20 protein-coding genes are annotated in these 22,361 nt (G+C 64.9%); 10 read left to right on the forward strand and 10 right to left on the reverse strand.

Annotation, left to right across the window (positions count from 1 at the left end):
* The first annotated feature begins 40 nt into the window (after positions 1–40).
* On the forward strand, positions 41–691 hold the full coding sequence (locus tag SC1_RS00960) for a glutathione S-transferase family protein (protein WP_062176370.1): 651 nt from the start codon (positions 41–43) through the stop codon (positions 689–691).
* An 18-nt stretch (positions 692–709) separates the two neighbouring features.
* On the opposite strand, the gene SC1_RS00965 is transcribed toward SC1_RS00960, so the two are convergent.
* The gene (locus SC1_RS00965; protein ID WP_062176373.1) at positions 710–1,384 is read right to left on the reverse strand and encodes a helix-turn-helix domain-containing protein; all 675 of its coding nucleotides are present in this window, start codon (positions 1,382–1,384) and stop codon (positions 710–712) included.
* Positions 1,385–1,472: 88 nt separating this feature from the next.
* Positions 1,473–3,089, reverse strand: a complete 1,617-nt coding sequence (locus SC1_RS00970; RefSeq protein ID WP_238586521.1) for an ABC-F family ATP-binding cassette domain-containing protein — start codon at positions 3,087–3,089, stop codon at positions 1,473–1,475.
* Between the two features lie 393 nt (positions 3,090–3,482).
* On the opposite strand from SC1_RS00970, the gene SC1_RS00975 reads away from it, so the two are divergent.
* The 7 genes from SC1_RS00975 (at position 3,483) to SC1_RS01005 (ending at position 10,710) form a co-directional block, all read left to right on the forward strand.
* The gene (locus tag SC1_RS00975; RefSeq protein ID WP_037516670.1) at positions 3,483–3,857 is read left to right on the forward strand and encodes a BlaI/MecI/CopY family transcriptional regulator; all 375 of its coding nucleotides are present in this window, start codon (positions 3,483–3,485) and stop codon (positions 3,855–3,857) included.
* Complete coding sequence (locus SC1_RS00980) at positions 3,857–5,581, forward strand: M56 family metallopeptidase (RefSeq protein WP_062176376.1); 1,725 nt, start codon at positions 3,857–3,859, stop codon at positions 5,579–5,581. Before SC1_RS00975 ends, SC1_RS00980 begins: the two co-directional genes overlap by 1 nt.
* A 113-nt stretch (positions 5,582–5,694) precedes the next feature.
* Complete coding sequence (locus SC1_RS00985; protein WP_152682254.1) at positions 5,695–6,441, forward strand: hypothetical protein; 747 nt, start codon at positions 5,695–5,697, stop codon at positions 6,439–6,441.
* Entirely contained in the window at positions 6,438–8,537 is a 2,100-nt protein-coding gene (locus SC1_RS00990; RefSeq protein WP_062176383.1) for a TonB-dependent siderophore receptor, read from the forward strand. The genes SC1_RS00985 and SC1_RS00990 overlap by 4 nt, the downstream gene beginning before the upstream one ends.
* A 20-nt stretch (positions 8,538–8,557) precedes the next feature.
* Complete coding sequence (locus SC1_RS00995; protein WP_062183292.1) at positions 8,558–8,932, forward strand: reverse transcriptase-like protein; 375 nt, start codon at positions 8,558–8,560, stop codon at positions 8,930–8,932.
* A gap of 85 nt (positions 8,933–9,017) precedes the next feature.
* Entirely contained in the window at positions 9,018–9,500 is a 483-nt protein-coding gene (locus tag SC1_RS01000) for a hypothetical protein (protein ID WP_062176386.1), read from the forward strand.
* A gap of 169 nt (positions 9,501–9,669) precedes the next feature.
* On the forward strand, positions 9,670–10,710 hold the full coding sequence (locus SC1_RS01005; protein ID WP_062176389.1) for a rod shape-determining protein: 1,041 nt from the start codon (positions 9,670–9,672) through the stop codon (positions 10,708–10,710).
* Between the two features lie 249 nt (positions 10,711–10,959).
* Here SC1_RS01005 and SC1_RS01010 read toward each other — a convergent pair whose 3' ends face one another.
* The 5 genes from SC1_RS01010 to SC1_RS01030 all read right to left on the reverse strand — a co-directional run bounded on the left by SC1_RS01010 (position 10,960) and on the right by SC1_RS01030 (position 17,117).
* Positions 10,960–11,985 (reverse strand): adenosine deaminase, encoded by a 1,026-nt coding sequence (locus tag SC1_RS01010; protein ID WP_062176392.1) that lies wholly within the window; start codon positions 11,983–11,985, stop codon positions 10,960–10,962.
* Positions 11,978–12,553 (reverse strand): phosphoribosyltransferase, encoded by a 576-nt coding sequence (locus SC1_RS01015; protein WP_062176394.1) that lies wholly within the window; start codon positions 12,551–12,553, stop codon positions 11,978–11,980. Before SC1_RS01015 ends, SC1_RS01010 begins: the two co-directional genes overlap by 8 nt.
* Positions 12,554–12,821: 268 nt before the next feature.
* Positions 12,822–13,151: a hypothetical protein gene (locus SC1_RS01020; RefSeq protein ID WP_062176397.1), complete on the reverse strand. Its 330-nt coding sequence runs from the start codon at positions 13,149–13,151 to the stop codon at positions 12,822–12,824.
* A 75-nt stretch (positions 13,152–13,226) separates the two neighbouring features.
* Complete coding sequence (locus SC1_RS01025) at positions 13,227–15,041, reverse strand: DUF885 family protein (protein WP_152682255.1); 1,815 nt, start codon at positions 15,039–15,041, stop codon at positions 13,227–13,229.
* Positions 15,042–15,464: 423 nt separating this feature from the next.
* Positions 15,465–17,117 carry a M20/M25/M40 family metallo-hydrolase gene (locus tag SC1_RS01030; protein ID WP_062176403.1) on the reverse strand — a complete coding sequence of 551 codons (1,653 nt, stop codon included), beginning with the start codon at positions 17,115–17,117 and terminating at the stop codon, positions 15,465–15,467.
* A 107-nt stretch (positions 17,118–17,224) separates the two neighbouring features.
* Between SC1_RS01030 and SC1_RS01035 the strand changes: the two genes are divergently transcribed.
* The gene (locus SC1_RS01035; protein ID WP_083435612.1) at positions 17,225–18,343 is read left to right on the forward strand and encodes an endonuclease/exonuclease/phosphatase family protein; all 1,119 of its coding nucleotides are present in this window, start codon (positions 17,225–17,227) and stop codon (positions 18,341–18,343) included.
* Here the strand turns inward: SC1_RS01035 and SC1_RS01040 are convergent.
* Positions 18,340–20,139 carry an ABC transporter ATP-binding protein gene (locus SC1_RS01040; protein ID WP_062183295.1) on the reverse strand — a complete coding sequence of 600 codons (1,800 nt, stop codon included), beginning with the start codon at positions 20,137–20,139 and terminating at the stop codon, positions 18,340–18,342. The two genes, SC1_RS01035 and SC1_RS01040, sit on opposite strands and share 4 nt — an antisense overlap.
* A 306-nt stretch (positions 20,140–20,445) precedes the next feature.
* Here SC1_RS01040 and SC1_RS01045 point away from each other — a divergent pair, with 306 nt between their 5' ends.
* Positions 20,446–21,171, forward strand: a complete 726-nt coding sequence (locus tag SC1_RS01045; RefSeq protein WP_062183298.1) for a 2OG-Fe(II) oxygenase — start codon at positions 20,446–20,448, stop codon at positions 21,169–21,171.
* An 8-nt stretch (positions 21,172–21,179) separates the two neighbouring features.
* Here SC1_RS01045 and SC1_RS01050 read toward each other — a convergent pair whose 3' ends face one another.
* Both SC1_RS01050 and SC1_RS01055 read right to left on the reverse strand, forming a co-directional pair.
* The gene (locus SC1_RS01050) at positions 21,180–21,626 is read right to left on the reverse strand and encodes a MarR family winged helix-turn-helix transcriptional regulator (RefSeq protein WP_062176406.1); all 447 of its coding nucleotides are present in this window, start codon (positions 21,624–21,626) and stop codon (positions 21,180–21,182) included.
* 114 nt (positions 21,627–21,740) lie between these two features.
* The gene (locus tag SC1_RS01055) at positions 21,741–22,136 is read right to left on the reverse strand and encodes an Ohr family peroxiredoxin (protein WP_062176409.1); all 396 of its coding nucleotides are present in this window, start codon (positions 22,134–22,136) and stop codon (positions 21,741–21,743) included.
* Positions 22,137–22,361: the final 225 nt, after the last annotated feature.

Here is a 22,361-nt window from a genome sequence, read left to right on the forward strand (position 1 = left end):
CTCATTGCCTATGATGCAGGTTATGGACGGGAGAAACGGGATGATCATTTACGGTTCGGTGGTGTCGCCGTTCGTGCGCAAATTGCTGGGCTATCTCGGCGAAAAGAGGATCGAGTTCGAGCTGAAGGGCGTCGGCATCGGCGATCCCGACCCGGGGTTTCGTGCCGCGTCGCCGCTGGGGAAAATGCCGGCGATGGACGACGACGGCTTCCTCCTCGCCGATTCGAGCGCGATCATCCAATATATCGAGGCAAAATATCCCGAGCCTGCGCTGATCCCCACCGACCCGCAGGAACGCGGCCGCGTGATATGGTGGGAGGAATTCGGCGACACGGTGTTCGCGGCATGCAGCGGCAAGATGTTCTTCAACCGCATCGTGGCACCGAAATTTCTGGGACGCGAAGGCGATCTTGCCGCCGCGGCGCAGGCCGAGGGCGAGGAATTGCCGAAGCTGCTCGCCTATCTTGAAAGCGCGATTCCGGCGTCGGGGTTCCTCGTCGGCGACCGGCTGACGCTCGCCGACATAGCGGCTGCCTCTCCGCTCATGAATTTCCGCCATTGCGGTGCATGCATCGATGCAGCCGTCCATCCCCGGATCGCGGCGTGGAGCGAGGCCATATTGTCGCGGCCCAGCATGGCACCGTGGATTGCAAAGGAAGAAAAACTGATCGCGCGTGTGCTGGCGGCGTAAAAGCCGCAGGGTCAGACCCTAATATTCGACGAAGATCCGGACCCGATCGACGCTGACCCCCATGGCGTGCGCGATTTCTTCGCGGCTCCGTTCGATCAGCTCCTGCGCGTCCTCGGGCGTCGTCTCGTCCACCAGGTCGGTCGCCGGGACGCCCAATATGCCGGCGAGTTTCGCCATGCGTCCCTGCTTGGGGCGCGACCGACCGGTTTCCCAGCTCGAAACCGACGGAGCGCTGACGCCCATCTGTTCGGCAACCTCGGCCTGATTGAGCCCGGCTTCGGTGCGCAGCCGTTGCAGGCGATCGCCGAACGCTTCGTCGATCGCGGGTTCGGCCTCCTCCTCCTCCTCCTTGATGAGGGGCTCCGGGTCGACGGCGCTTTTGAGCTCCACGGCGCTGAGCGTCGCGGGTGATACCGGACCTTCGAACTGGCATCCGAAATGCCGCCCGCTCGCCCAGATGACGACCGCGGTGATGTCGCCGGCGTGCGGAAGCTCGATTTCGATCCGGTCGCCGGCCGCCAGCTTGACGTCGCTTTCGAACAGCAGCCCGGTTCCAGAGATATTGTGAATTTGAACCTCGATGCCGGAGCCGTCATGGTGCGAACCCCGGGCGAGAAGGCTGAGTTTCCGGCGATCGTCGTAACGTCGGTCGGCGCCTGGCGCCGATGGAAGAAAATATCCGGAAATGGCCATATGCGGTTGTTGGGGTCGGCTGGTTAAAAGAAAGTTAGCGGCGGCGCCGAAAGATGGCGTGCCGACGCAAAAGCAGGGTGAGCGCTGGCTAAACTTCGTTTTTCGGTCGGCCGGTCAATTCGACGGTCCGTTCGATCCCGATCGCTTCCAGAAATGCCGTGTCGTGACTGACGACGAGCAGCGCCCCGTCAAAAGCGGCAAGACCGGTTTCGACGGCGTTGAGCGACTCGATGTCGAGATGATTGCCCGGCTCGTCGAGGATCAGCAGTTGCGGCGGCTGCGGGGCGCCGAGCACGCAGGCAAGACCGGCGCGGAGCATCTGGCCGCCGCTGAGCGTGCCGACGATGCGATCGGCGGCATCGGCGCGGAAACGGAAGCGCGCGAGCGCGGCGCGGCATTGGTTGTTCGTCGTGCCTGGGTTGAGACGAAGAAAATTGTCGGCAATCGACAGCGCGGGATCGAGCAGGCTGACGCGCTGGTCAAACAGCGCGAATGGAACGCCCACCCGCACTTGCCCGGACCATGGGGCGAGCGCGCCTGCGATCAGTGCGAGCAGTGTCGACTTGCCCGACCCGTTGGGGCCGATGATGGCGACGCGTTCGGGGCCGGTGATGGCGAGCGACAGGTCCGCGATAACGGGTAGGTTTTCGGTATAGCCAGCGGTCACATGGTCGAGCGCAAGCACCGTTCGCGACGCCGCTAGACCCGTGGAGGGCAGGCCCACCGATAGCGGGTCGACGATCTCGATTTTCGCGCGCGCGGCGGATAGCTGCTCTTCGGCTTCGCCATGCTGGCGCTCGGCGAGGCGGTTCCCCGCGGCGCGGGTTTCCTCGGCGCGGCGCTTGAGTCCGCCGATCAGGATTTTCGGCATGTCGCCGCGTGCCGCCTTTGCGCGCCCCCGCGAGTCGCGGCGGTCCTGTTTTTCGGTTGCCGCCTGCGCCTGCCGCTGTGCCGCGTCGACGCGTTTTTCGGCGCCCGCGAGTTCGGCCTCGACCGCTGCCTGCTCGATGTCTTTGCGCGCGCGATAGGCGCTCCATCCGCCGCCGTAACGCGCACTGCCGAGGCTGGTCAGCTCGACGATCGCATCCAATTCCTCGAGCAGCTCGCGGTCATGGCTGACGACGATCGCGCCGCCGCGCCAGCGGGCCAGGAGGTCGCGCACAGCTTCGCGGCCCTCGCGGTCGAGATTGTTGGTGGGCTCATCGAGCAACAGGAAGTCGGGCGCGGCGAACATCGCGCCAGCGAGCGCGGCGCGCGTGCGCTGACCGCCCGAAAGCTGGGCGAGCAGGGTGTCGGCGGGAAGGGGCAGGCCGGCGCCTGCCAGCGCCTCGTCAATCCGCGCTTCCAGCGTCCAGTCGGCGTCCCCGATCTCTTCGACGGTCGCCTCGCCCGCTTCGGCCTTGCGAAGCAACGCAAGGGCGCTCCGCGCGCCGAACAGGTCGGCGATGCTTTCATGCGCGGCGACCTGCACGGTCTGGCGGAGCATCGCGATGCTGCCGTCGATTGCGATACTGCCCGATGCGGGCGCGAGCTCGCCTGTCAGCAGGCGCAGCAGCGTCGATTTGCCGACACCGTTGCGCCCAACGATGCCGGTGCGTTCGGGCTGGAAATTAAGGTCGAGGTCCGAAAGGACGGCGCGGCCGTCAGGCGTAGACCAGCTGAGATTGGAGATCGTAATGGACGGAGAGAAGGGGGGCATGAACATGAACTTTCCTGGCGGCAAGGCGGGGCTGCGTTGCGGTCAGGTTGCGGTCCATGGCGAAAGTCTCCGGTTGATTGAGAGGGGAATGTAGGGGGCTTGGCGGTTCGGCGCAATCGGGGTTGTGGTGTGGCTGCATTTCGACCCACTGCTGACCCCTCAATCCCCGTCACCCCCGACTTGATGCGTGGTCCCGCTTTAAGACCAAGCCAGTCGATGCGGAAGAAAAGCGGGATCCCGGGTCAAGCCCGGGATGACGGAAGTTGCGTGACTGAACATAGGTGCCCCCGCGCACCCCAACCCCTCACGCAGCTCTCCTGTGTTACCCGAATAAAACCCCTTGCCAAGCATGCGCTACAAATGTAGCACGCTACAAATGTAGCGCATGAGGTGAGTCGTATGTTGTCCAGTTTGCCCCCGCGGGAACGCGAAATAGTCGACATTCTCTATGAGCGCGGGGCGTCGACCGTGACCGAGATTGGCGAGGCGCTGGCCGACGAGCTGTCGGGTTCGGCGATCCGCGCGATGCTGAAGCGGCTCGAGACCAAGGGCTTTGTTGCCCGGGAGCAGTCGGAGCGCGGTTTCGTCTATGCGCCGAGCGTGTCGGACAAGACTGCGCGCAAGTCGGCGCTGAGCCAGGTCGTGCGTGTCTTCTTCAACGGATCGGCAACGAGCGCCGCGGCCGCGCTGCTGGGTATGCAGGACGAGATGAGCAATAGCGAACTCGACGAGCTTGAACAGATGATCGCCAAAGCGCGCGAAGGGAGAGGGTGATGCTGACCACCGCCATGTTGCTGGGCTTGGCCTGGAAATCCGTCGTCGTCGCGGGGCTGACGCTTGGTCTGTTGCGCCTAGCGCGTTGGCGTTCTGCCGGCGAGCGATCGATGATCGCGCATGCGGGGCTCGCGGCATTGCTCGCACTGCCCGCCGCGATCCTGTTGCTGCCGCAATGGACGCCGCTGCCCGCGAGTTGGTCCTTCGAGGCCGCCGCGCCAGTGGTGCAAACCGCAACCACGAAGGGGGCGGCGATCGACCCGACACCTGCCGCGACGTCGGTCCCCGTCGTCGCGGACAGTGTCGGCTCGACGCCGATAGCCTTTCCGTGGAGCGACCTTGCCCCCTTTCTCTATCTTATCCCGCTCGCACTGCTGTCTGGAATGATGACGCTGGCCGTCGTGCGGCTGTTCGCGATGCGCGGACGTGCGGAGATATTGGTCGAGGGCTCGTGGCTGTCGGCGCTGGCGGAGGCGCAGCGGCGCATGGGGTTCAAGCATGGCACCGCGCTTTTGGTCAGCAAGGAATTGCGCTCGCCGATCAGCTGGGGCGTGCTGCGCCCGACCATCGTGCTGAGCCCGAAGGCGGTGGCGGCCTCAGGCGAGGCCGAGGCGATCATCGCGCATGAACTGGCGCATGTCGCGCGGCTGGACTGGGCGAAATTGCTCGGTGCGCGCGTCGCCTGTGCAGTCTTCTGGTTCAATCCTCTGGTGTGGATGCTGGCGCGTGAGAGCCATCAGCTTCGCGAGGAAGCCGCCGACGATGCGGTGTTGATGGCCGACATCAACGGGCCCGATTATGCGACCCTGCTGGTCGGCGCAGCGCGCCACGACAATCAGGGCGCGCTGCTCGCCGCGCATGGTGTCGCACCGGGCAAGGACAGCCTGAAGCGTCGCATCACCCGCGTGCTCGACGGCAGCTTGAAGCGCGGCCCGGCGAGCGCGAGCTGGATATTGATGAGCCTGGTGGTGCTGGCGGGCGTGACCGCGCCGCTGGCGGCCTTCTCGGCAACCGCAAGGCCCGCGGCGACGGCGGACGTCCACTCCGTCGTCGCCTCGACGGCCAAGGAGACGACGACTGTGACATCGCGGTCCGCATCAGCTGCGAAGGCCTTAGCGACCGAGGATGCGGCCACCGCCGCCGCGACGGCGAAGACGCTGAGCGCCGAACAACTGGTGAGCATGCGTGCGGTCGGGGTGACTCCTGAATATATCGAAAAGATACGCGAGAGCGGCGGATCGATGGACGCCGACGACATCATTTCAGCAAAGGCGAGCGGGATCGATCCCGCTTATATCCGGCAGATGCGCGAGGTTATTCCCGGCGCTGATTTCGACGAGCTGGTCGGCGCGCGGCATGTCGGCGTCAATGCGGCCTTTGCGCGCGACATGAAATCGCATTTCCCTGATATCGGCGTGGACGATCTGATCGCGCTGAAGGCGATGGGGGTCGACTGCGACTTCGTGACCGACATGCAGAAGTCGGGCGTGAGAATGCGCGACGCGGACGACGCGATCGAGCTGCGTGCGACGAGCGGATTCCGGCCCGTGAAACCGCGTCCTGCCGCCGCGCCGCGACCGGTTGCCAAGGCGGTGCGCAACGGGAATGTCGCCGTGGTCGATATGGAGCGCGGCGTGATCGAAGCGCGGCGCGCCGACGGCCGGACCGCGCGGGTCGAATTCCCGGCAGCACCGGAACCGCCCGAGCCGCCCGTCCGCGACTGACGCCCGGACATTCGTCCGTAGCGACCGACGATTAATCGAAACCTGATTCAAAATTGCTGCTGCGGCGGCGAGCGATGACGCTCGCCTGGCGCACGGAGGGAGGAGTGCACCAAATGAAAGCTCTGTTATTTGCCGGCAGCGCCACGCTGCTGTCGATCCTCGCCTGTTCGGCGCCGACTGCCGCCGCCGACCCGCTGGTGCTCAGCGACGTCAGCTGGATCGCCGAGCCCACAAGCGGAAAGAAGGGCGCGCCGCGCGTTCGCATCCAGCACAAACAGTCGAGCAGCGACCAGACACTCGACGGCTCGCGTCCCTATTTCGCCGCTGCGGAAGCGGCGCTCGGCCGGACCACGCCGGGACCGGTCAGCTTTACCGTGACGCATGATGCAGGGACGCTGACCTGCACTGGCACACTGACCCGCGCGTTCGCGGGGAAGGGCGAATGCCGCTTTACCTCCGACCCCGCTTTCGAGCGCGCGCTCGGCAAACGCGGACTGGCGCCCGATCGGCGGTCGACCCTGCTCGCGATGCTGCTCGTCGATGCGACGATCGAACTTGCCGACGGGCTGGCGAACGAGGGCGTGGGACCGAAAGATGCCGACGACCTGATCGCGGCCGCGGCGCTCGACGTACGGCCCGAATATGTTCGCGACCTGAAGTCCGAGGCACTGGTGCTAACCGATGTCGAGGATGCGATCGCGTGCAAGGCGCTGGGCGTCGACGGCGCCTATGTGCGTGGGCTTGCCGCGGCGGGATACCGGAAACTGAGCGCCGACGACGTGGTCGGCATGAAAGCGATGGGCGTGACGGGTGAATATGCGCAGGCAATGAACCGCGCGGCGGGGGGAATTTCCAAGTGAAGCGATGGACCAGCCTGATCGCGGTCGCGGCCGCGATTTCTGCCCCCGCGCTGGCGCAGGAGGTCGCGGCCCCGACCGGCGACACGCCGCCGCCTGCGGCGACCGAAGCGCCCGCCGGGGGCATCAGCAATGCGGCGCGGCAGGTCTATGCCCCCGCTGACTTCGCACGCTACGCGCCCAACAATGCATATGACATGTTGATCCAGGTCCCGAGCTTCCAGATTCGTGACAACGAAAATCTGCGCGGACTGGGGCAGGCGACGGGCAATGTCCTGTTCAACGGCGAGCGGCCGTCGAACAAGGGCGACGACATGTATACCCAGTTGTCGCGTATCCCCGCAGGCAATGTCGAGCGGATCGAGATTGTCGATGGCGCAACGCTCAACATTCCCGGGCTGTCGGGGCAGGTCGCCAATATCGTCTATCGCGCCGACGCCTTTTCCGGGCAATTTTCTTGGAAACCCGAGTTCCGCGCGCATTACACCGACCCGCTGTTCACTCGCGCCGACGTGTCGGTGCGCGGCCGCACCGGGGCGGTCGAATATGAGGTTGCGCTGAACAATGATGATTCGGCGCGTAGCGGCGCGGGCGGGCCAACGCTGATCTATGATGGCGCGGGCAATATCACCGAACGGCGCAAGGATATCTGGAACACGCATTACGACACGCCGAAGCTGTCGGGGCGGATTACCTGGGACCCGGCGGGCGACACCGTCGCCAACCTTGGCGGCCATTATCAGCGCAAATATGACCGCTATTATGAGGACGGCCTGCGCACGGGCCCCGGCCTGCCCGATCGCCTTCGCACGGTGTATGAAAATGCCGATAGCTGGAATTACGAGGTCAGCGGCGATTACCAGTTCGGTTTCGGCCCCGGAAAGCTGAAACTGATCGGCCTCCGCCGCTTCAGTCACGAGCCTTACCGGCAGGAAATCGTCACGACGCCCGAAGGCGGTGTCGCCACCGGCGACCGCTTTGCACAGACCGGCGATCTGGGCGAGACGATCGGGCGCGGTGAATATCAGTGGAAGATGTTCGGCGGCGACTGGCAATTGTCGGGCGAGGCGGCGTTCAACACGCTCGACAATGTTGCGTCGATCGCGGTTCTCGATCCGTCAGGGGCATGGGTCGACCAGCCGTTTGAGGGCGGCACCGGCGGGGTCAGCGAGGATCGCTATGAAGGTTTGCTAAGCTTTGGGCGCAAGCTGACCGACAAGCTGAATTTCCAGATCATTGCGGGGGCCGAGCATTCGACGATCACCCAGACCGGGATGAACGGGCTGACGCGCAGCTTTTTCCGGCCAAAGGGGTCGATCTCGCTCGCCTGGACGCCATCGCCCGATTTCGATGTATCGGTGAAGCTGCGGCGCCGCGTGCTACAACTCAGCTTCTATGATTTCCTCGCGCGTGCCTTCTTGAACGACGGCAACCAGAATGAGAGCAACAACGACCTGCGGCCGCAGCAGGACTGGACCTATGAGGCCGAGATCAACAAGAAGTTTGGCGCCTGGGGCTCGACCAAGGTCATCCTGATCTATCGCGACGTCGAGGACCGCGTCGATGTGATCCCGATCGGCGCCAATGGCGAAGCGGTCGGCAATATTGCGAAGGCCAAGGCGGGCGCGATCGACTGGACCGCGACGATCAACCTCGATCCCGCCGGGATCAAGGGAATGCGGCTCGAACCCCGGATGCTGCTGCAGAAGAGTTCGCTTCGCGACCCCTTCACCGGCGAAAAAAGGCAATGGAACGGCTTCACCGACACGGTGATCAGCCTGGGCCTGCGCCACGATATTCCGGCCAGCGACTGGGCGTGGGGCGGCGATGTCGAATATTCGCACTATCAGCCCAACTATCGGCGCACCCAGGTCGATAAGGTCTGGGAAGGGCCGGTCTGGGCCTCGGTCTTTGTCGAGCATAAGGATGTAATGGGCCTGACCGTGCGGGCGTCGATCCGCAACATTGCGAATGCCCGTTCGAAGCGCGATCGGACGGCCTATACCGGCGTCCGTGGGGAAAGCCCAGTCAGCTTCGTCGAAGAACGCGATCGGCTGATCGGCCCGATCTTTTCCTTTTCGGTGCGCGGAAAGTTCTGACCAGCTAAGGGAAGGGGATGATGGCGCGCCGGATCAAAATCTATTTCGATGGTGGATGTCGGCCCAATCCGGGGCGGATGGAAACCGCCGTCGTGACGGGCGGCGCGGCCGTGGTCGTGCGCGATGCCGGGATCGGCAGCAGCATGGATGCCGAGTGGCTGGCGCTGATCGCGGCACTGCGGCTGGCACGCGATCTGGAACTGACGGACTTCGTTCTGCTCGGCGATGCGGTGGCGGTGGTGGAGCAGGCGACCGGCGCCGTGCGGGCGCGGGGCGAAGCGGCGGATCACTTGGCTGCGTTTCAAGCCCTTGTCGGTGCAGGGCCGCTGCCGATCGTGCGTCACATCAAGCGGACGCAAAATCTGGCGGGCATCGCGCTGGCGCGCGGACGGTAGAACGTGGAAGGACTGTCAATCGACATCATGAGTTGTTAAGCGCCGCGCGCCTATCCTTGGCGGGACCTGATGGAAGACCGGCGCGTTGAAGCAAACTTATCCCTTGCCCGTACATCACAGCTGGCCGCTGTATGAGCGTGATCGCTTTTTCGAGCTCGGTCAGTTGCATGGGAACGAGATGCTAGACCCGGTTCCCGATCTGGACGATGTCGTGGCGCCGGTTCGGCCTGCCCGGCTGGGCCAGTGGGAATGCGATCTGACCGACGATGACCGGCTGAGCTGGTCGGACGAGGTCTATGACATATTCGGCATTCCGCGCGGGGTGGCAGTGGCGCGCCACGAGGCCGTCGCGCTCTACACCGAGGGATCGCGCGCGGCGATGGAGAAGCTGCGCGCCTATGCGATCAGGCATCGCCGCGGCTTCACGCTCGACGTCGAAATCAAACCAGCGCGGGCGCCGCGGCGGTGGATGCGATTGATCGCTGCGCCGGTTTGTGCGGGCGATGATGTCGTTCGGTTGCAGGGCCTGAAGTTCATCGTTCCGGGCTCGATCGGTCCCGAATTTTGAACCGGTCGCACGGCCGGGCCTGAGAAACCACCGCTCTGGCAGTATTGGCGGCGGCTTTCGTTGACGCGGGTGCGCGTGCAGCGCAGTCGATATGTGACAAGCGTTGAAGGCGACAAAGGCCCAGCACGCCTGATTCTTCCGTTCATTCCCGAAGGCATTTGCCCCGTATATGAAGTTTTTTAATCGGTTTGCGTCGGCCGCGCACAACATGGCCATCGACCTGGGTACAGTGAATACGGTGGTTTATGTTCGGGATCGGGGCATTGTCCTTAACGAACCGTCGGTCGTTGCGCTGGAAACGCGTGACGGCGTGAGGCGTGTGAAGGTCGTCGGCAACGAAGCGAAGCCGATGATGGGCAAGACGCCCGACAACATCCAGGCGATCCGGCCGCTGCGCGATGGCGTGATCGCGGACATCGACGTCGCCGAACAGATGCTGAAGCATTTCATGGACAAGGCGCAGGGCGGCACGAGCCGTTTCATGCAGCGCACCCATGTCGTGATCTGCGTGCCGTCGGGCTCGACGATGGTCGAACGCCGCGCGATCCGCGATGCGGCGAGCAATGCCGGCGCGGTATCGGTGCAACTGATCGAGGAATCGCTAGCCGCCGCGATCGGCGCCGGGCTGCACGTCACCGAACCGAGAGGGGCCATGGTCGTCGATATCGGCGGCGGCACGACCGAGGTCGCGGTGCTGTCGCTGAGCGGTATCGCATACAGCAATTCGGTGCGCGTCGGCGGCGACAAGATGGACGAGATGATTTCGTCGTCGATCCGCCGCAGGCACAATCTGATGGTCGGCGAGATGACCGCCGAGCGCGTCAAGCTGACGATCGGCTGCGCGACGCCCCCGGTGGGCGACGGAATGACCATGGGCGTCAAGGGCCGCGATCTGGTCACGGGGCGCCCGGCCGAGGTGCAGGTGACCGAAGCCGAGATCGCCGAAGCGCTTGCCGAGCCGGTCGGACAGATCGTGAGCGCGGTGCGCGCGGCGCTTGAACAGACGCCGCCCGAACTGTCGGCCGACATCATCGACGAAGGCATTACGCTGACCGGTGGCGGCGCGCTGCTGCGCCGGATGGACGAGGCGATCGCGCGCGCGACGGGGCTTCCTGTCGTGGTCGCCGACGATGCGCTGATCTGCGTCGCGATGGGCGCGGGCCGCGCGTTCGAGGACCGCGCCTATCACGGCGTGCTGATCGCGGCTTGAGCCGAGGGGGCTCGGCTGGAAGCCGGCCTTGAATAGCGGCTTTGGCGTGGGGAGCGGACGATGAAATCCTCCCCACTTGTGGGGAGGTGGCAGCGCGAAGCGCTGACGGAGGGGGGGAGCGCAACTGCGCAGCCTCGCCGAAAGCCGCGAGCCCCCTCCACCGCCTTCGGCGGTCCCCCTCCCCGCAAGCGGGGAGGATTTTACGGCAACAACCGGTCGTTATCCGTCGTCTCTGCTTCCTGAGTCGGCTCAGGCGTAGGCGTCGATTGCGGCCAGGTTCTTGGCCTTGTCGACATCGCTCAGGAACGATCCGGTGAAGCTGTTGCGCGCGAGCGTCAGGAGGTCGTCCTTCGACAGGTCGAGCGCGTCGGCGACCGCCTGGTAATTGGCGTTCACATAGCCGCCGAAATAGCTGGGATCGTCACTGTTCACGGTCGCGCGGAGCCCGGCGGCGAGCATGGTCCCCAACGGATGGCCGGCGATGTCGTCCACCACGCAAAGCTTCAGGTTCGAGAGCGGGCAGACGGTAAGCGTCATGCCCTCTGCCGCGAGGCGCGCGACGAGCGCGGGGTCTTCGAGGCTGCGGTTGCCATGGTCGATGCGGTCGACCCTGAGCAGGTCGAGCGCCTCATGAACATAGGCGGGCGGGCCCTCCTCGCCCGCATGCGCGACGAGTTTGAGGCCGAGGCCGCGGGCGCGCGCGAAGACGCGTTCGAACTTGGCGGGCGGGTGGCCGACCTCCGACGAATCGAGCCCGACGCCGTCGATGCGTTCGAGAAAGGGCAGCGCTTCGTCGAGCGTCTTTTCGGCTTCGGCCTCGCTGAGATGGCGGAGGAAGCACATGATGAGTTTCGACGTCATGCCATGGCTTGCCGCCGCATCGCCGAGCGCGCGGGTGATGCCCGCAATGACGGTTTCAAAGGCGACGCCGCGTGTCGTATGCCCCTGCGGGTCAAAGAAGATTTCGACGTGGCGGACGGCATCGGCGTGAGCGCGCGCGAGATAGGCCGCGGTCAGGTCATAAAAATCCTGCTCGGTCCGAAGGACGCCCATCCCCTGATAATAGATGTCGAGGAAATCCTGGAGGTTCGAGAAGGCATAGGCGGCGCGCACATCCTCGACCGACGCGAAGGGGATGGCGACGGCGTTGCGCTGCGCCAGGTCGAACATCAGTTCGGGTTCGAGCGAGCCTTCGATATGGAGGTGGAGTTCGGCCTTGGGCAGGCCGGCGATGAAGGCGGCGCGTTCTGCCGCCGACGCAAAACCATCAGGCATCGGGCGTGTCCTCTTCGCGCAGGATGATGGCGGCCTCGGGCTTGTGCCGGCGGATTTCGTCGACCGTCAGCCCGTCGACCTCGTGCGGGAAGATCAGCCATTGATCGGTTTCGTGGACGAAGAAGTCGGGGCGAAGGTCGGTGACGTTGCGGCCGGGTTTGTACCAGACGGTCGCGATGCGGATGTCGCGCGGCATATTGTTGCGACAGCGCGCCTTCAGTTCGGCGATGAAGGCACGGATGCTGCGACCGCTGTCGAACACATCGTCGATGATCAGCAGCCGGTCCTCGGGGTTCAGCGTGTCGATCAGATAGCCCAAAGCGAAGACTTTGACGTGCGCATCCTGTTTGTCGATGCCGTGATAGGAAGAGGTGCGGATCGCGATATGGTCGCAATGCCGGCCGTGATAGTCGAGCAATTCCTGCACCGCGATCCCGACCGGCGCGCCGCCGCGCCAGATGCCGACGAGGTGCGTCGGCTGGAAGCCGCTGTCCAGCACCTGCATGCCGAGCCGGAAGGAGTCGGCGAGCAGATCGTTCGCGCTGATGAAGATTTTCTCGCCGGTCATGGGCGTGGATTAAGCGCGCGTGAGGAGCGGGGCAAGGTGGGTTTCGAGCGGTTGCCGACTTCCCAATATCGTCACCCTCGAACGCGACACGTGGCTCGTTCGACTTGATCCGGGGTCCCGCTATTTCGTGAAGCGTGCCAGTGCCTTCAATAAGCGGGATCCCGGGTCGAGCCCGGGATGACGGAAGTGGGATGTCCGCTCACCACCCCATATCGGTCATTTGCCGCCAATCTGGATCGAATGGCAGGAAACGACCGATTGCGGACGTTTAGGCCTGCCGTAAGAGCTGCGCGAAATCCGGCAGCTCGCCGATAGCAACAATTGGAAAGCTCGTTGCCGCTTTTTGGATGGAAGGATTTGTCTCGATCCAATCAGCGAATTGCGCCGCTTCCCACGAGTAAGGCTCGTTGCCTGAATGCTCGAACAGCCACGCGACGAAATGCTCGGCGACGGTTCTTCCCCACTGGAGCGCCTGTTCTTCACCCGCCCCGGAAATCCAAACGCCAGTGCTAGATTCAAAATCGGTGCCCGCGTCAGCGTTTGACCGAAACTCGGCTGGAGACTCATAGCCGAACAGATAGAGAGACTTCGTGGGCATCTCCTCAAACTACCTCTTACACCTAGCCCGTCAATGGCAGCTTCCCACCCCAAACCGGCCGTCGGTGGCGCGGGGTTACTTCTTCTTTGCCGCGATATAGCGCGTCACCTGTTCTTCGAGAATGTCGAGCGGTAGTGCGCCTTCGCTCAGCACCGCTTCGTGGAAGTCGCGGATGTCGAAACGTGGGCCGAGTTCCGTTTCGGCGCGTTTGCGGAGTTCGGCGATCTTGAGCTGGCCGACCATGTAACTCGTCGCCTGACCCGGCCAGTTGAAATAGCGGTCGACTTCGCGCGCGATGTCGGTGTCCGACACCGAACTGTTCGCCTTGAAATAGGCGATCGCCTGTTCGCGCGTCCAACGTTTCGAATGGATGCCGGTGTCGAGCACCAGGCGGATCGCGCGCCACACCTGCAGCGACAGCATGCCGAAGCGGTCATAGGGGGTCTTGTAGACCCCCATCTCGTTCGCGAGCCGTTCCGAATAAAGTCCCCAGCCCTCCATATAGGCGCCATAGCCGCCGAATTTGCGGAACTTCGGGATGCCCGTGAGTTCCTGTTGGCGCGCGATCTGGAAATGATGGCCCGGCGCGCCTTCGTGCGCGGCGATGCCGGCGACCTGAACCTTTTGCGTCTGGTTCATGTCGACGAGGTTGACGTAATAGATGCCGGGACGCGTGCCGTCGGCCGAGGGCGGGTTGTAAAAAGCGGTCGACGCCGTCCCCTCGCGCCATTTCTCGACCGCGCGCACTTCCAGCGCGGCCTTGGGCAGCACGCGGAAATAGCGTGGTGCGACATCCATGACCGATGCGATCACCGCGCGCGCGTCGGCGAGATAGGTTTCGCGCCCCGCCTCGGTGTTCGGATATTTGAATTGCGGATCGGTGCGGATGTGGTCGAAAAATTGTTCGAGCGTACCGGTAAAGCCGACCTCGCGCTTGATCGCCTCCATCTCGCCGCGGATCGCCGCGACCTGGGCGAGGCCGAGGTCGTGAATCTGGTCGGCGGTAAGGCTGGTGGTGGTCGAGCTTTTCAGCCGGTCGGCGTAATAAGCGGCGCCGTCGGGGAGGTTCCACGCGCCGAAATTGCCCTTCGATTGGGGCTCGATCGCGTCGATCGCGGCGACCAGCGTATCATAGCCATGCTTGAACGGGCCGGTGAGCGCGGCGCCTGCTTCGGCGATCAGCTTGGCCTTGGTCGCGGCGGGCGCGTCCAGTGCGTCGACCTTTTTGCGGAAGTCGGCCATCAGCGTCGAATCGGCGCCGGCGCCGAAGGGCGCCCCCGTGATCACCTTGAGCGCATCGGCCCGCGCGGGGGCGAAATTGACCTTGTTGGGGATGATGCCCGCCGCGGCCTGCTCGCGCATCGTCGCCGCGACTTCGCGCATCACGCGATCGGTGTCGCGCAGGCGGGCGATATAGGCCTCGGCATCCTGCACGCTGTCGACCTTGTGATTGTTGATCAGCAGGACGGGGATCGCGCCCGCCGGGCTGCCGTTGGTCGACACGGGAAAGCGCAGCTTGCGAAAGCGGAGCGATTCGCGGCCGCGTTCAACTTCATATTCGAACAAGCGGTAGCTAACGCGCGCACTCTCGCCGAGCTGGTCGGGCTTGAAGCGCGCGCGCATGTCCTTGAGCTGGCGCTCCATGAGGTCCTGTTCGCGCACCGATGCGGCGTCGGTGTAATCATCGAGCTTGTCGTAGTTGGTCTTGAGCCCGAGCTGGGTCTGCGATTCGGGGCTGAGGCCCAGCCGCTCTTCGAACGCCTGATCGAGGAACTGGAGCAGGACCTGGTCCTGCGCCCCGGCTTGCGGTGCAGCCTGTGCGAAGGCAGGCGCGGTCATCGGCGCGAGGGGCAGGACGGGGAGCAGCATCAGGGCAACGGCAAAGCGCATCGGGATCTCCTATCGAATGACGGGCTTGTTGCGCAGCGACGGGCCGGGCGCAATATTATTTCAGCGTGTGATTGTCTTTGTGCTGCGTAGAGGGCTGGTTTGGGGGTGGGGAAGGGCCGCTCGACCCCCCACCCTCGTCATCCCGGACCTGATCCGGGATCCCGCTTTTCTTCGGCATCTACCGGCTTCGGCATCAAGTGGGACCCCGGATCAGGTCCGGGGTGACGAAGATAGATAAGGCAGCAACCGGTCGTTTCCGGACTTCGTCATCCCGGGCTTGACCCGGGATTCCGCTTCTTTGCCGCAATCGCCGGCTTCGGCATCAGCGGGACCCCGGGTCAAGTCGAACGAGCCGCGCGTCGCGTTCGAGGGTGACGATATGAGGAGGTCCACGTCCGGCCGTCAGCCGTCACCGCCGCCCGCTTATTTCCGCGATGCCGCGCTCTTGTCGCGAACGGCCTTGAATTCGCTGCCGTCCTTCCAGCCCGGCCATTTGGCCGAGCGGGCGAGTTCGTCGCCGATCGTATAGAAGATCGAGATGTCCTGCACCGCGCCGTCCAAGTTCCAGCTTTCGTCCCACGCGTCGCACGCCTGATGATAGCATTTGCCGGTATAGGCATCGACCCATGCCTGCCCGGCGGGCTTGCCGCCCTCGACAAGGTCGGAGGCGCCCGCGATGCCCATCATCAGAAGGACGGGGACGCCGCGCTTGGCGAGGCTGAAATGGTCGGCGCGGTAAAAGAGGCCGCGTTCGGGGAGGCTTTCGACGCTGACGGTGCGGCCTTGCGTGGCGGCGACGCGCGCGAGATCGTCCTCCAGCGTGCCCTGTCCCTTGCCGACGAGGACGACGTCCTTTGCCTTGCCGGCGGTCTGGAGGATGTCGAGACCGAAGTTGGCGACGGTTTTTTCCGCCGGGAAGATCGGGTTTTGGGCATAGGCCTCCGAACCGAGCAGCCCGCGTTCCTCGGCGGTCCAGAAGGCGAAGGCGATCGTGCGGTCGGGGGCGGGAGCGGCTTTGAAATTGCGCGCGATTTCGAACAGGCCGGCGACGCCGAGCGCGTCGTCATTGGCGCCGGCGCGATAGATGCGGCCCTTTTCGTCGGGCGCCCCTTCGCCATAGGCATCCCAATGCGCGCCATAGATGACGACCTCGTCGGGGCGTTTGGCGCCGGGGATCTTGGCGAGGACATTCTGGCTTTGCACGACTTCCTGCGTCACCGGGATCGCGGCGTTGAAGCCGGTGCCGAGGTCGACGGGCTTGAAATCCTTGCGGCGCGCGGCGGTGCGCAGCTTTGCCAGATCCTGTCCGGCGTTTGCGAACAGGCTGGTCGCGGTCTCGCCCGAAATCCAGCCCTGGAGCGCGAGGCTGGTCACCTTTTCGGGCGGCATGACGAGGCCGTAATTTTCGCCGCCCGGTGCTTTGACGACGTTCCAGCCATAGCCGACGCCGTCGGTGTCGTGGACGATCAGCGCGCCGATCGCGCCGCGGCGCGCGGCCTCTTCGAACTTATAGGTCCAGCGGCCATAATAGGTCATCGTCCGGCCGCCGAACTTGCCGAAGCTATCCTCGCCCTTGGTCGCGACGAAATCGGGGTCGTTGATCAGGAAGACCGCGACCTTGCCCTTCAAATCCTGACCCTTGAAATCGTCCCAGCCGCGTTCGGGCGCGGCGACGCCATAGCCGACGAAGACGAGCGGGGCGTTCGCGATCACCGCCTGATCCTTCGGCTGCAGCGTCGAGAGATAGATGTCGGTGCCGAAGGTGAGCGGCGTTGCCGTGCCCTTGCGGTCGAAGCCGAGCGTCGTCGGGGTGCCGAGGCGGGTGTGGAGCAGGGGGACGGGCTGGGTCCAGCCGCCGCCGGTACCCGCGGGTTCGAGCCCCAGCGCCTGCAACCGACCGATCAGATAGCCGATCGTGCGCTCCTCGCCGATCGTGCCGGGCGCGCGGCCCTGAAACTGGTCGGAGGCGAGGGTGCGGACGGTTTGGGTGAGGTTCGCGGCGTCGATGCCGGACTGCGCCGCGGCGGGCGCGGCGAGGAGGAAGGGGAGGAGGGCGGCGACGTGGCGTAGGGTCATGATGAATCGGTTCCGCTGCTGACTGGATGGCCTGCCCTAGCACGGCGGAGCGCATTGTGAACCGCCCGGGCGGTGACGAGGGCAGCCGCGTGCGTTAGGGGCGGGTGATGACTGCTGTTCTTCGCGCTTCGTTTTTCCGGCGGCCTTTTGTCGCGGCAGGCGCGCTCGCGCTTGCGGCGTGTGGGCCGAAGCCGCCGCTGCGCGTGATGGCGTGCGACGCGGCGCCCGCTGCGTCGGTGACGGTCGCGAAGGACGGGCAATCGGCAAGCGCGACGCTGTCGGTGCTGACCTATAATCTGGAAGGGCTGGGCTGGCCGGCGCGCAAGGGGCGGTCGGCGGAGCTGAAGCAGATCGGCGAGCGGCTGGCGGCGATGCGCGAGGCGGGCAGGGGCCCCGACGTCATCCTGTTCCAGGAGATGTTCAGCGGCGCGGCGAAGCGCGCGGTCGAAGCAAGCGGGTATCCGGCGATCGCGCCGGGGCCGCGGCGGACGACCAGGCCCTATATCGCCGATCAGGGCAAGATGGCGGGCAAGGCAAAGCCGCTGAAGGGCGAGCTGGGCATCAAGCTGGTCGGCGGCGGGCTGGCGATCGCGTCGCGCTATCCGATCGTGGAGACGGCGCTCGACGCCTATGGCCGGCGCGCCTGCGCGGGGCTCGACTGCCTGTCGAACAAGGGGGTGATGCTGGCGCGAATCGCGATGCCGGGCGTCCCCGCGCCGATCGACATCTATAACACGCACATGAATTCGCGCGGCGCGTCGGGGGTGTCGGAGGCGCGCGACGGCGAGGCGCATGCGCGGCAGGCGATCGCGGCGTCGGAATTCATCGCGCGGACGCAGGATATGGCGGTGCCGCTGATCTTTGGCGGCGATTTCAACATGCGCCATTCGGAAGATCGCTGGGCGGAGTTTTCAGAATATCACCCGCTGACGCTGGTCCACGAAGTCTGCATCGATCCGGCGTCGGCGTGCGAGGTGAAGATGTCGTGGGACGGCGACGCGCCGTGGATGGACACGCAGGACCTGCAATTCTTCGCCGACGGCGCGGAGCTGACAGTGCGGCCGATCCGCGTCGAAGCCTTGTTCGACGGCGGCGCGAGCGGGCCGCAATTGTCGGATCATGACGGCTTCCTCGTCACCTATGAGCTGAGCTGGCCGGTGGGGATGGCTGCGAAGCCGATGTGCCGGGGCGCCGAAAAGGAAGGCGCCCCGGATCATCGTTTCTAGCCGTCGATGAGCGCGTCCGCCTCGTCGACGATGTTGCCCGACTGGCGGTCGAACAGCCGGCGATACTGCCCCCCTGTATTGGCGAGCAGCGTTTCATGGTCGCCGTCCTCGATGACGCGGCCCTGATCGAAGACCAGAATCCGGTCGAGCGTCCGCACCGTCGACAAACGGTGCGCGATGACGATCGCGGTGCGGCCCTTCATCAGCCGGTCCATCGCCTGCTGGATCAGCGCCTCGCTTTCCGAATCGAGGCTCGACGTCGCCTCGTCGAGGATCAGGATCGGCGCATCGGCAAGGAACGCGCGCGCGAGCGCCACGCGCTGCCGTTCGCCGCCCGACAACTTGACCCCGCGTTCGCCGACGAGCGTCGCATAGCCGCGCGGCAGGCGCGCGATGAAATCATGCGCATTGGCGAGCCGCGCCGCCGCCTCGACCTCGGCGCGGGTCGCGTCGGGGCGGGCATAGGCGATATTGTCGGCCAGGCTGCGGTGGAACAGGATCGGTTCCTGCTGCACGATCGCGATCTGCGCGCGCAGCGATTGCTGCGTCGCGTGCGACACATCCTGCCCGTCGATCGTCACCCGGCCCTCGCCGACGTCATAGAGGCGCTGGATAAGTTTGACGAAGCTGGTCTTGCCCGACCCCGAGTGGCCGACAAGGCCGACCCGTTCGCCGCCGCGGATCAGGACGTCGAGATGCTCGTAGAGCGGCGTATCGTGCCCGCCATAGCGGAACGTCACGTCGTCGAAACGCACCTCGCCGGCATCGATCCGGATCGGCTGCGCATCCGCCCGGTCCTCGATCCCCAGCGGCTGGTCGTGAAGGTCGACGAGTTCCTCCATCTCGTTCACCGAACGCTGCAGATGGTGGATGTGAAAGCCGATATCGACGAGATAGCCGTGGACGACGAAATAGCTGGTCAGCACATAGGCGACATCGCCCGGCGTGGCGGCGCCGTGCCACCACAGCCATAATGCCGCGCCGGTGATCGCGCTGCGCACGACCCAGAGGAGAAGGATCTGCGCGCTGCCCGACCAGGTATAGCGCATCCAGGTGCGCCGCGTCCGCTTTGCCCATTTGGCGAGCAGCGTTTCGACGCGCGCTTCCTCGCGGTCTTCGGCACCGAACGCCTTGACGACGGCGTTCGACCCGATCGCGTCCGAGAGGAGGCCGCCAAGCTTTGTATCCCATGCGTTCGACAAGGTCGCGGCGGGCGACGCCCAGCGTGTGGCAAGCACGACGGTCATCGCGACATAGGCAGCGGCGCCGACGCCCATGACAAGCCCGAGCAGCGGCCAGTGCCAGCCAAGGAGGAGCATCGTGCCGACGAGCACGACGACCGAAGGCAGCAACTGCAGCAGCAGGACGTCGTTGAGCGTGTCGAACGCCCACATGCCGCGCGTGATCTTGCGCACGGTCGAACCGGCAAAGGCATTGGCGTGCCAGTCGGTCGAAAAGCGCTGGACGCGGTGAAAGCTGTCCTGCGTCACGCCCCGCATCATGCGCAGGGTGAAGGGGACGATGCCGGCCCAGGCGACGTGGCGGAGCAGCACCATCGCGAGGCCGAGCGCCGCCATTGCCGCGAACAGCGCGAAGGCGCCGTCGCTCCGGCCCGCCGCGAGCGCGTCGATCAGGCGTCCCGCAAACAGCGGCACGAAAACCTCCGTGAGCGTCGCGGCGGTGATGAACAGGGCGATGAAGGCCGCGCGTCCGCGCTGCCCGGCCCAGTGGCGAAAGGTAAAGTCGAGGACGCGGCGGATCGAATCCGCGCGGCCCTTTTGAGGCGTCGATGTCATATCATGAACCGGCGCGCGGGGCGCCGTCTCCAAAGCGTTAAGTCAGGGAGCGATCGGGTCGGGGACCCGGATCACGGAGGCTTCAGGACCTAGTGGTCGAAGCGCTCGAAGGATCGAAACCTTCCGGGAGGGCATGCTGCGAACGAATATTTCATTTACGCCCTCCTTTCTTCGCGTTGGAATGGACGGGAGAGGTAACAATCTCGCTTCGATATGGCAAGCTTGCGGTTCCCGGTTGCGCGCGCGCGGCGGTTTGACAGCAAGAAACGGGGCGTGCGGCCGTGCCGGCCGTGGCATGGCGGGGTCATGACCGAAACGATCGAAAAGACTATCGCGGCGCGCCTCTGCACGCTGGACTGGACGAATGTCGCGGCGGCGCTCGACCGCGAGGGCTGGGCGGTGTTGCCGCGCATATTGAGCGATGCCGAATGCGACGAGAGTGCCGCGCTCTATGGCCGCGAGGCTGGGTTTCGCAGCCATGTCCATATGGCGCGGCATGGGTTCGGGCGCGGGGAATATCGCTACTTCGCTTATCCCCTGCCGCCGCTCGTCGCGGATTTGCGGGACGGATTATATCCGCACCTGGCGCCGATCGCGAACCGCTGGCACGAGCGGATGGGGATGGCGGTGCGCTTTCCCGCCGCGCACACGGAATTTCTGGCGCGGTGCCATGATGCGGGGCAGCGTCGGCCGACGCCTTTGCTGCTGCAATATGGCGCGGGCGATTATAATTGCCTGCATCAGGACCTGTATGGCGAGCATGTCTTTCCGTTGCAGGTCGCGGCGCTGCTGTCGGCCCCGGGAGCGGATTTCGACGGCGGCGAATTCGTGCTGACCGAGCAAAGGCCGCGGATGCAATCGCGGGCCGCCGTGGTGCCGCTGGCGAAAGGCGATGCGGTGGTGTTCGCGGTGAATGCGCGCCCGGTAAAGGGCGCGCGCGGCGACTATCGCGTCGCGATGCGCCATGGGGTCAGCGAAATCCGGTCGGGCCGGCGGCACACGCTGGGCGTCATTTTCCACGACGCCGCTTGAGCGGGCGGTCAGTCGTCCAGCGAGCGCATCAGATTGTCGCGCAGCTTGGCGACCGATTTCTGGACGTCGAAGAAGCTGTCGCCGAGCCCGGTCGCGTCGAACAATTCATTGCCGATCTCGTGGCTGCGCAGCTCGCTGCCCTTGGCGGTCAGCCGGATGCGAACCTGACGCTCGTCGGCGGGGTCGCGGCGGCGCTCGATAAAGCCCGATTGTTCGAGCTTCTTGAGAATGGGGGTGAGCGTGTTCGATTCGAGAAACATCTTATCGCCAAGCTCGCCGACGGTCTGATCGTCCTGTTCCCACAGGGCGACGAGCGCGACATATTGGGTATAGGTGAGGCCGAGTTTTTCGAGGATCGGGCGATAGGCGCGGCCGAAGGCGAGGTTCGCCGAATAGACCGCGAAGCAGAGGAATTCCCCGAGTTTGGGCCGTTCGGTGGGTGGCGACTGGGTCATTGGGATTCCTTGGCGAACGTCCGATAATTCAAGCGCATACGATGAAATCGGAATTCGCGGGTGTCAACCGGGCGGTGCCTGCCAGGGGGGAGGGCAGCACCGCCCGGAGAGACATCAGACGAGGTTGAGTTCGATGTCGATATTGCCTTCGACCGCCTTCGAATAGGGGCAGATCTTGTGCGCATTGTCGATCAGTTCGCGGGCGGTGACGGGGTCGATGCCGGGGACCGCGATGTCGAGGCGGGCGCGGAGGAAGAAGCCGCCATCGTTCATCAGAACTTCGATCGTGGTGTCGGCTTCGGGGCTTGCGGGCAGCTTGATCTTGCGCTGTCCGGCGGAGAGTTCGAGCGCGCCGATGAAGCAGGCCGACCAGGCGGCGGCGAAGAGATTTTCGGCGGCGGGGTGCGGCTGGGGCAGCGCAAGGTCGAGAATGTCGTTCGTGCTGCGGGCATAGCCGTCGGGGCCGCCTTTGACGTGGGTGGTGCCGGTGAAGATGATTTTGTCAGCCATTTCAGGTTCCTTTCGGGGGTTATGATCGTATCCGTTTAGATCGGATGCGATGTAATTAAGCGAGTCGGTGGCTGAGGTCAAGCGGTTGCGATTAAATCGTATGCGATATAATTATAAGATATTGGAATCGAGTTGATATAATTTTGCGATGGATGTGGTTTTGGGCTTTTGGGGTCGTTGTGTGGCGGATTTCGACCGTTAGCGGGCCTCTCTATCCCTCGTCAC

The sequence above is a fragment of the Sphingopyxis sp. C-1 genome (assembly GCF_001047015.1).
Taxonomy (GTDB): domain Bacteria; phylum Pseudomonadota; class Alphaproteobacteria; order Sphingomonadales; family Sphingomonadaceae; genus Sphingopyxis.

Coding starts and splice junctions, on each gene's coding strand:
- SC1_RS00975 (WP_037516670.1), top strand. CDS start 3,483: ATGTTGTCCAGTTTGCCCCCGCGGGAACGCGAAATAGTCGACATTCTC.
- SC1_RS01040 (WP_062183295.1), bottom strand. CDS start 20,139: ATGACATCGACGCCTCAAAAGGGCCGCGCGGATTCGATCCGCCGCGTC.
- SC1_RS01055 (WP_062176409.1), bottom strand. CDS start 22,136: ATGGCTGACAAAATCATCTTCACCGGCACCACCCACGTCAAAGGCGGC.
- SC1_RS01030 (WP_062176403.1), bottom strand. CDS start 17,117: ATGACCCTACGCCACGTCGCCGCCCTCCTCCCCTTCCTCCTCGCCGCG.
- SC1_RS00970 (WP_238586521.1), bottom strand. CDS start 3,089: ATGTTCATGCCCCCCTTCTCTCCGTCCATTACGATCTCCAATCTCAGC.
- SC1_RS01005 (WP_062176389.1), top strand. CDS start 9,670: ATGAAGTTTTTTAATCGGTTTGCGTCGGCCGCGCACAACATGGCCATC.
- SC1_RS01010 (WP_062176392.1), bottom strand. CDS start 11,985: ATGCCTGATGGTTTTGCGTCGGCGGCAGAACGCGCCGCCTTCATCGCC.
- SC1_RS00960 (WP_062176370.1), top strand. CDS start 41: ATGATCATTTACGGTTCGGTGGTGTCGCCGTTCGTGCGCAAATTGCTG.
- SC1_RS01015 (WP_062176394.1), bottom strand. CDS start 12,553: ATGACCGGCGAGAAAATCTTCATCAGCGCGAACGATCTGCTCGCCGAC.
- SC1_RS01050 (WP_062176406.1), bottom strand. CDS start 21,626: ATGACCCAGTCGCCACCCACCGAACGGCCCAAACTCGGGGAATTCCTC.
- SC1_RS00995 (WP_062183292.1), top strand. CDS start 8,558: ATGGCGCGCCGGATCAAAATCTATTTCGATGGTGGATGTCGGCCCAAT.
- SC1_RS01020 (WP_062176397.1), bottom strand. CDS start 13,151: ATGCCCACGAAGTCTCTCTATCTGTTCGGCTATGAGTCTCCAGCCGAG.
- SC1_RS00985 (WP_152682254.1), top strand. CDS start 5,695: ATGAAAGCTCTGTTATTTGCCGGCAGCGCCACGCTGCTGTCGATCCTC.
- SC1_RS00980 (WP_062176376.1), top strand. CDS start 3,857: ATGCTGACCACCGCCATGTTGCTGGGCTTGGCCTGGAAATCCGTCGTC.
- SC1_RS01045 (WP_062183298.1), top strand. CDS start 20,446: ATGACCGAAACGATCGAAAAGACTATCGCGGCGCGCCTCTGCACGCTG.
- SC1_RS01025 (WP_152682255.1), bottom strand. CDS start 15,041: ATGCGCTTTGCCGTTGCCCTGATGCTGCTCCCCGTCCTGCCCCTCGCG.
- SC1_RS00965 (WP_062176373.1), bottom strand. CDS start 1,384: ATGGCCATTTCCGGATATTTTCTTCCATCGGCGCCAGGCGCCGACCGA.
- SC1_RS01035 (WP_083435612.1), top strand. CDS start 17,225: ATGACTGCTGTTCTTCGCGCTTCGTTTTTCCGGCGGCCTTTTGTCGCG.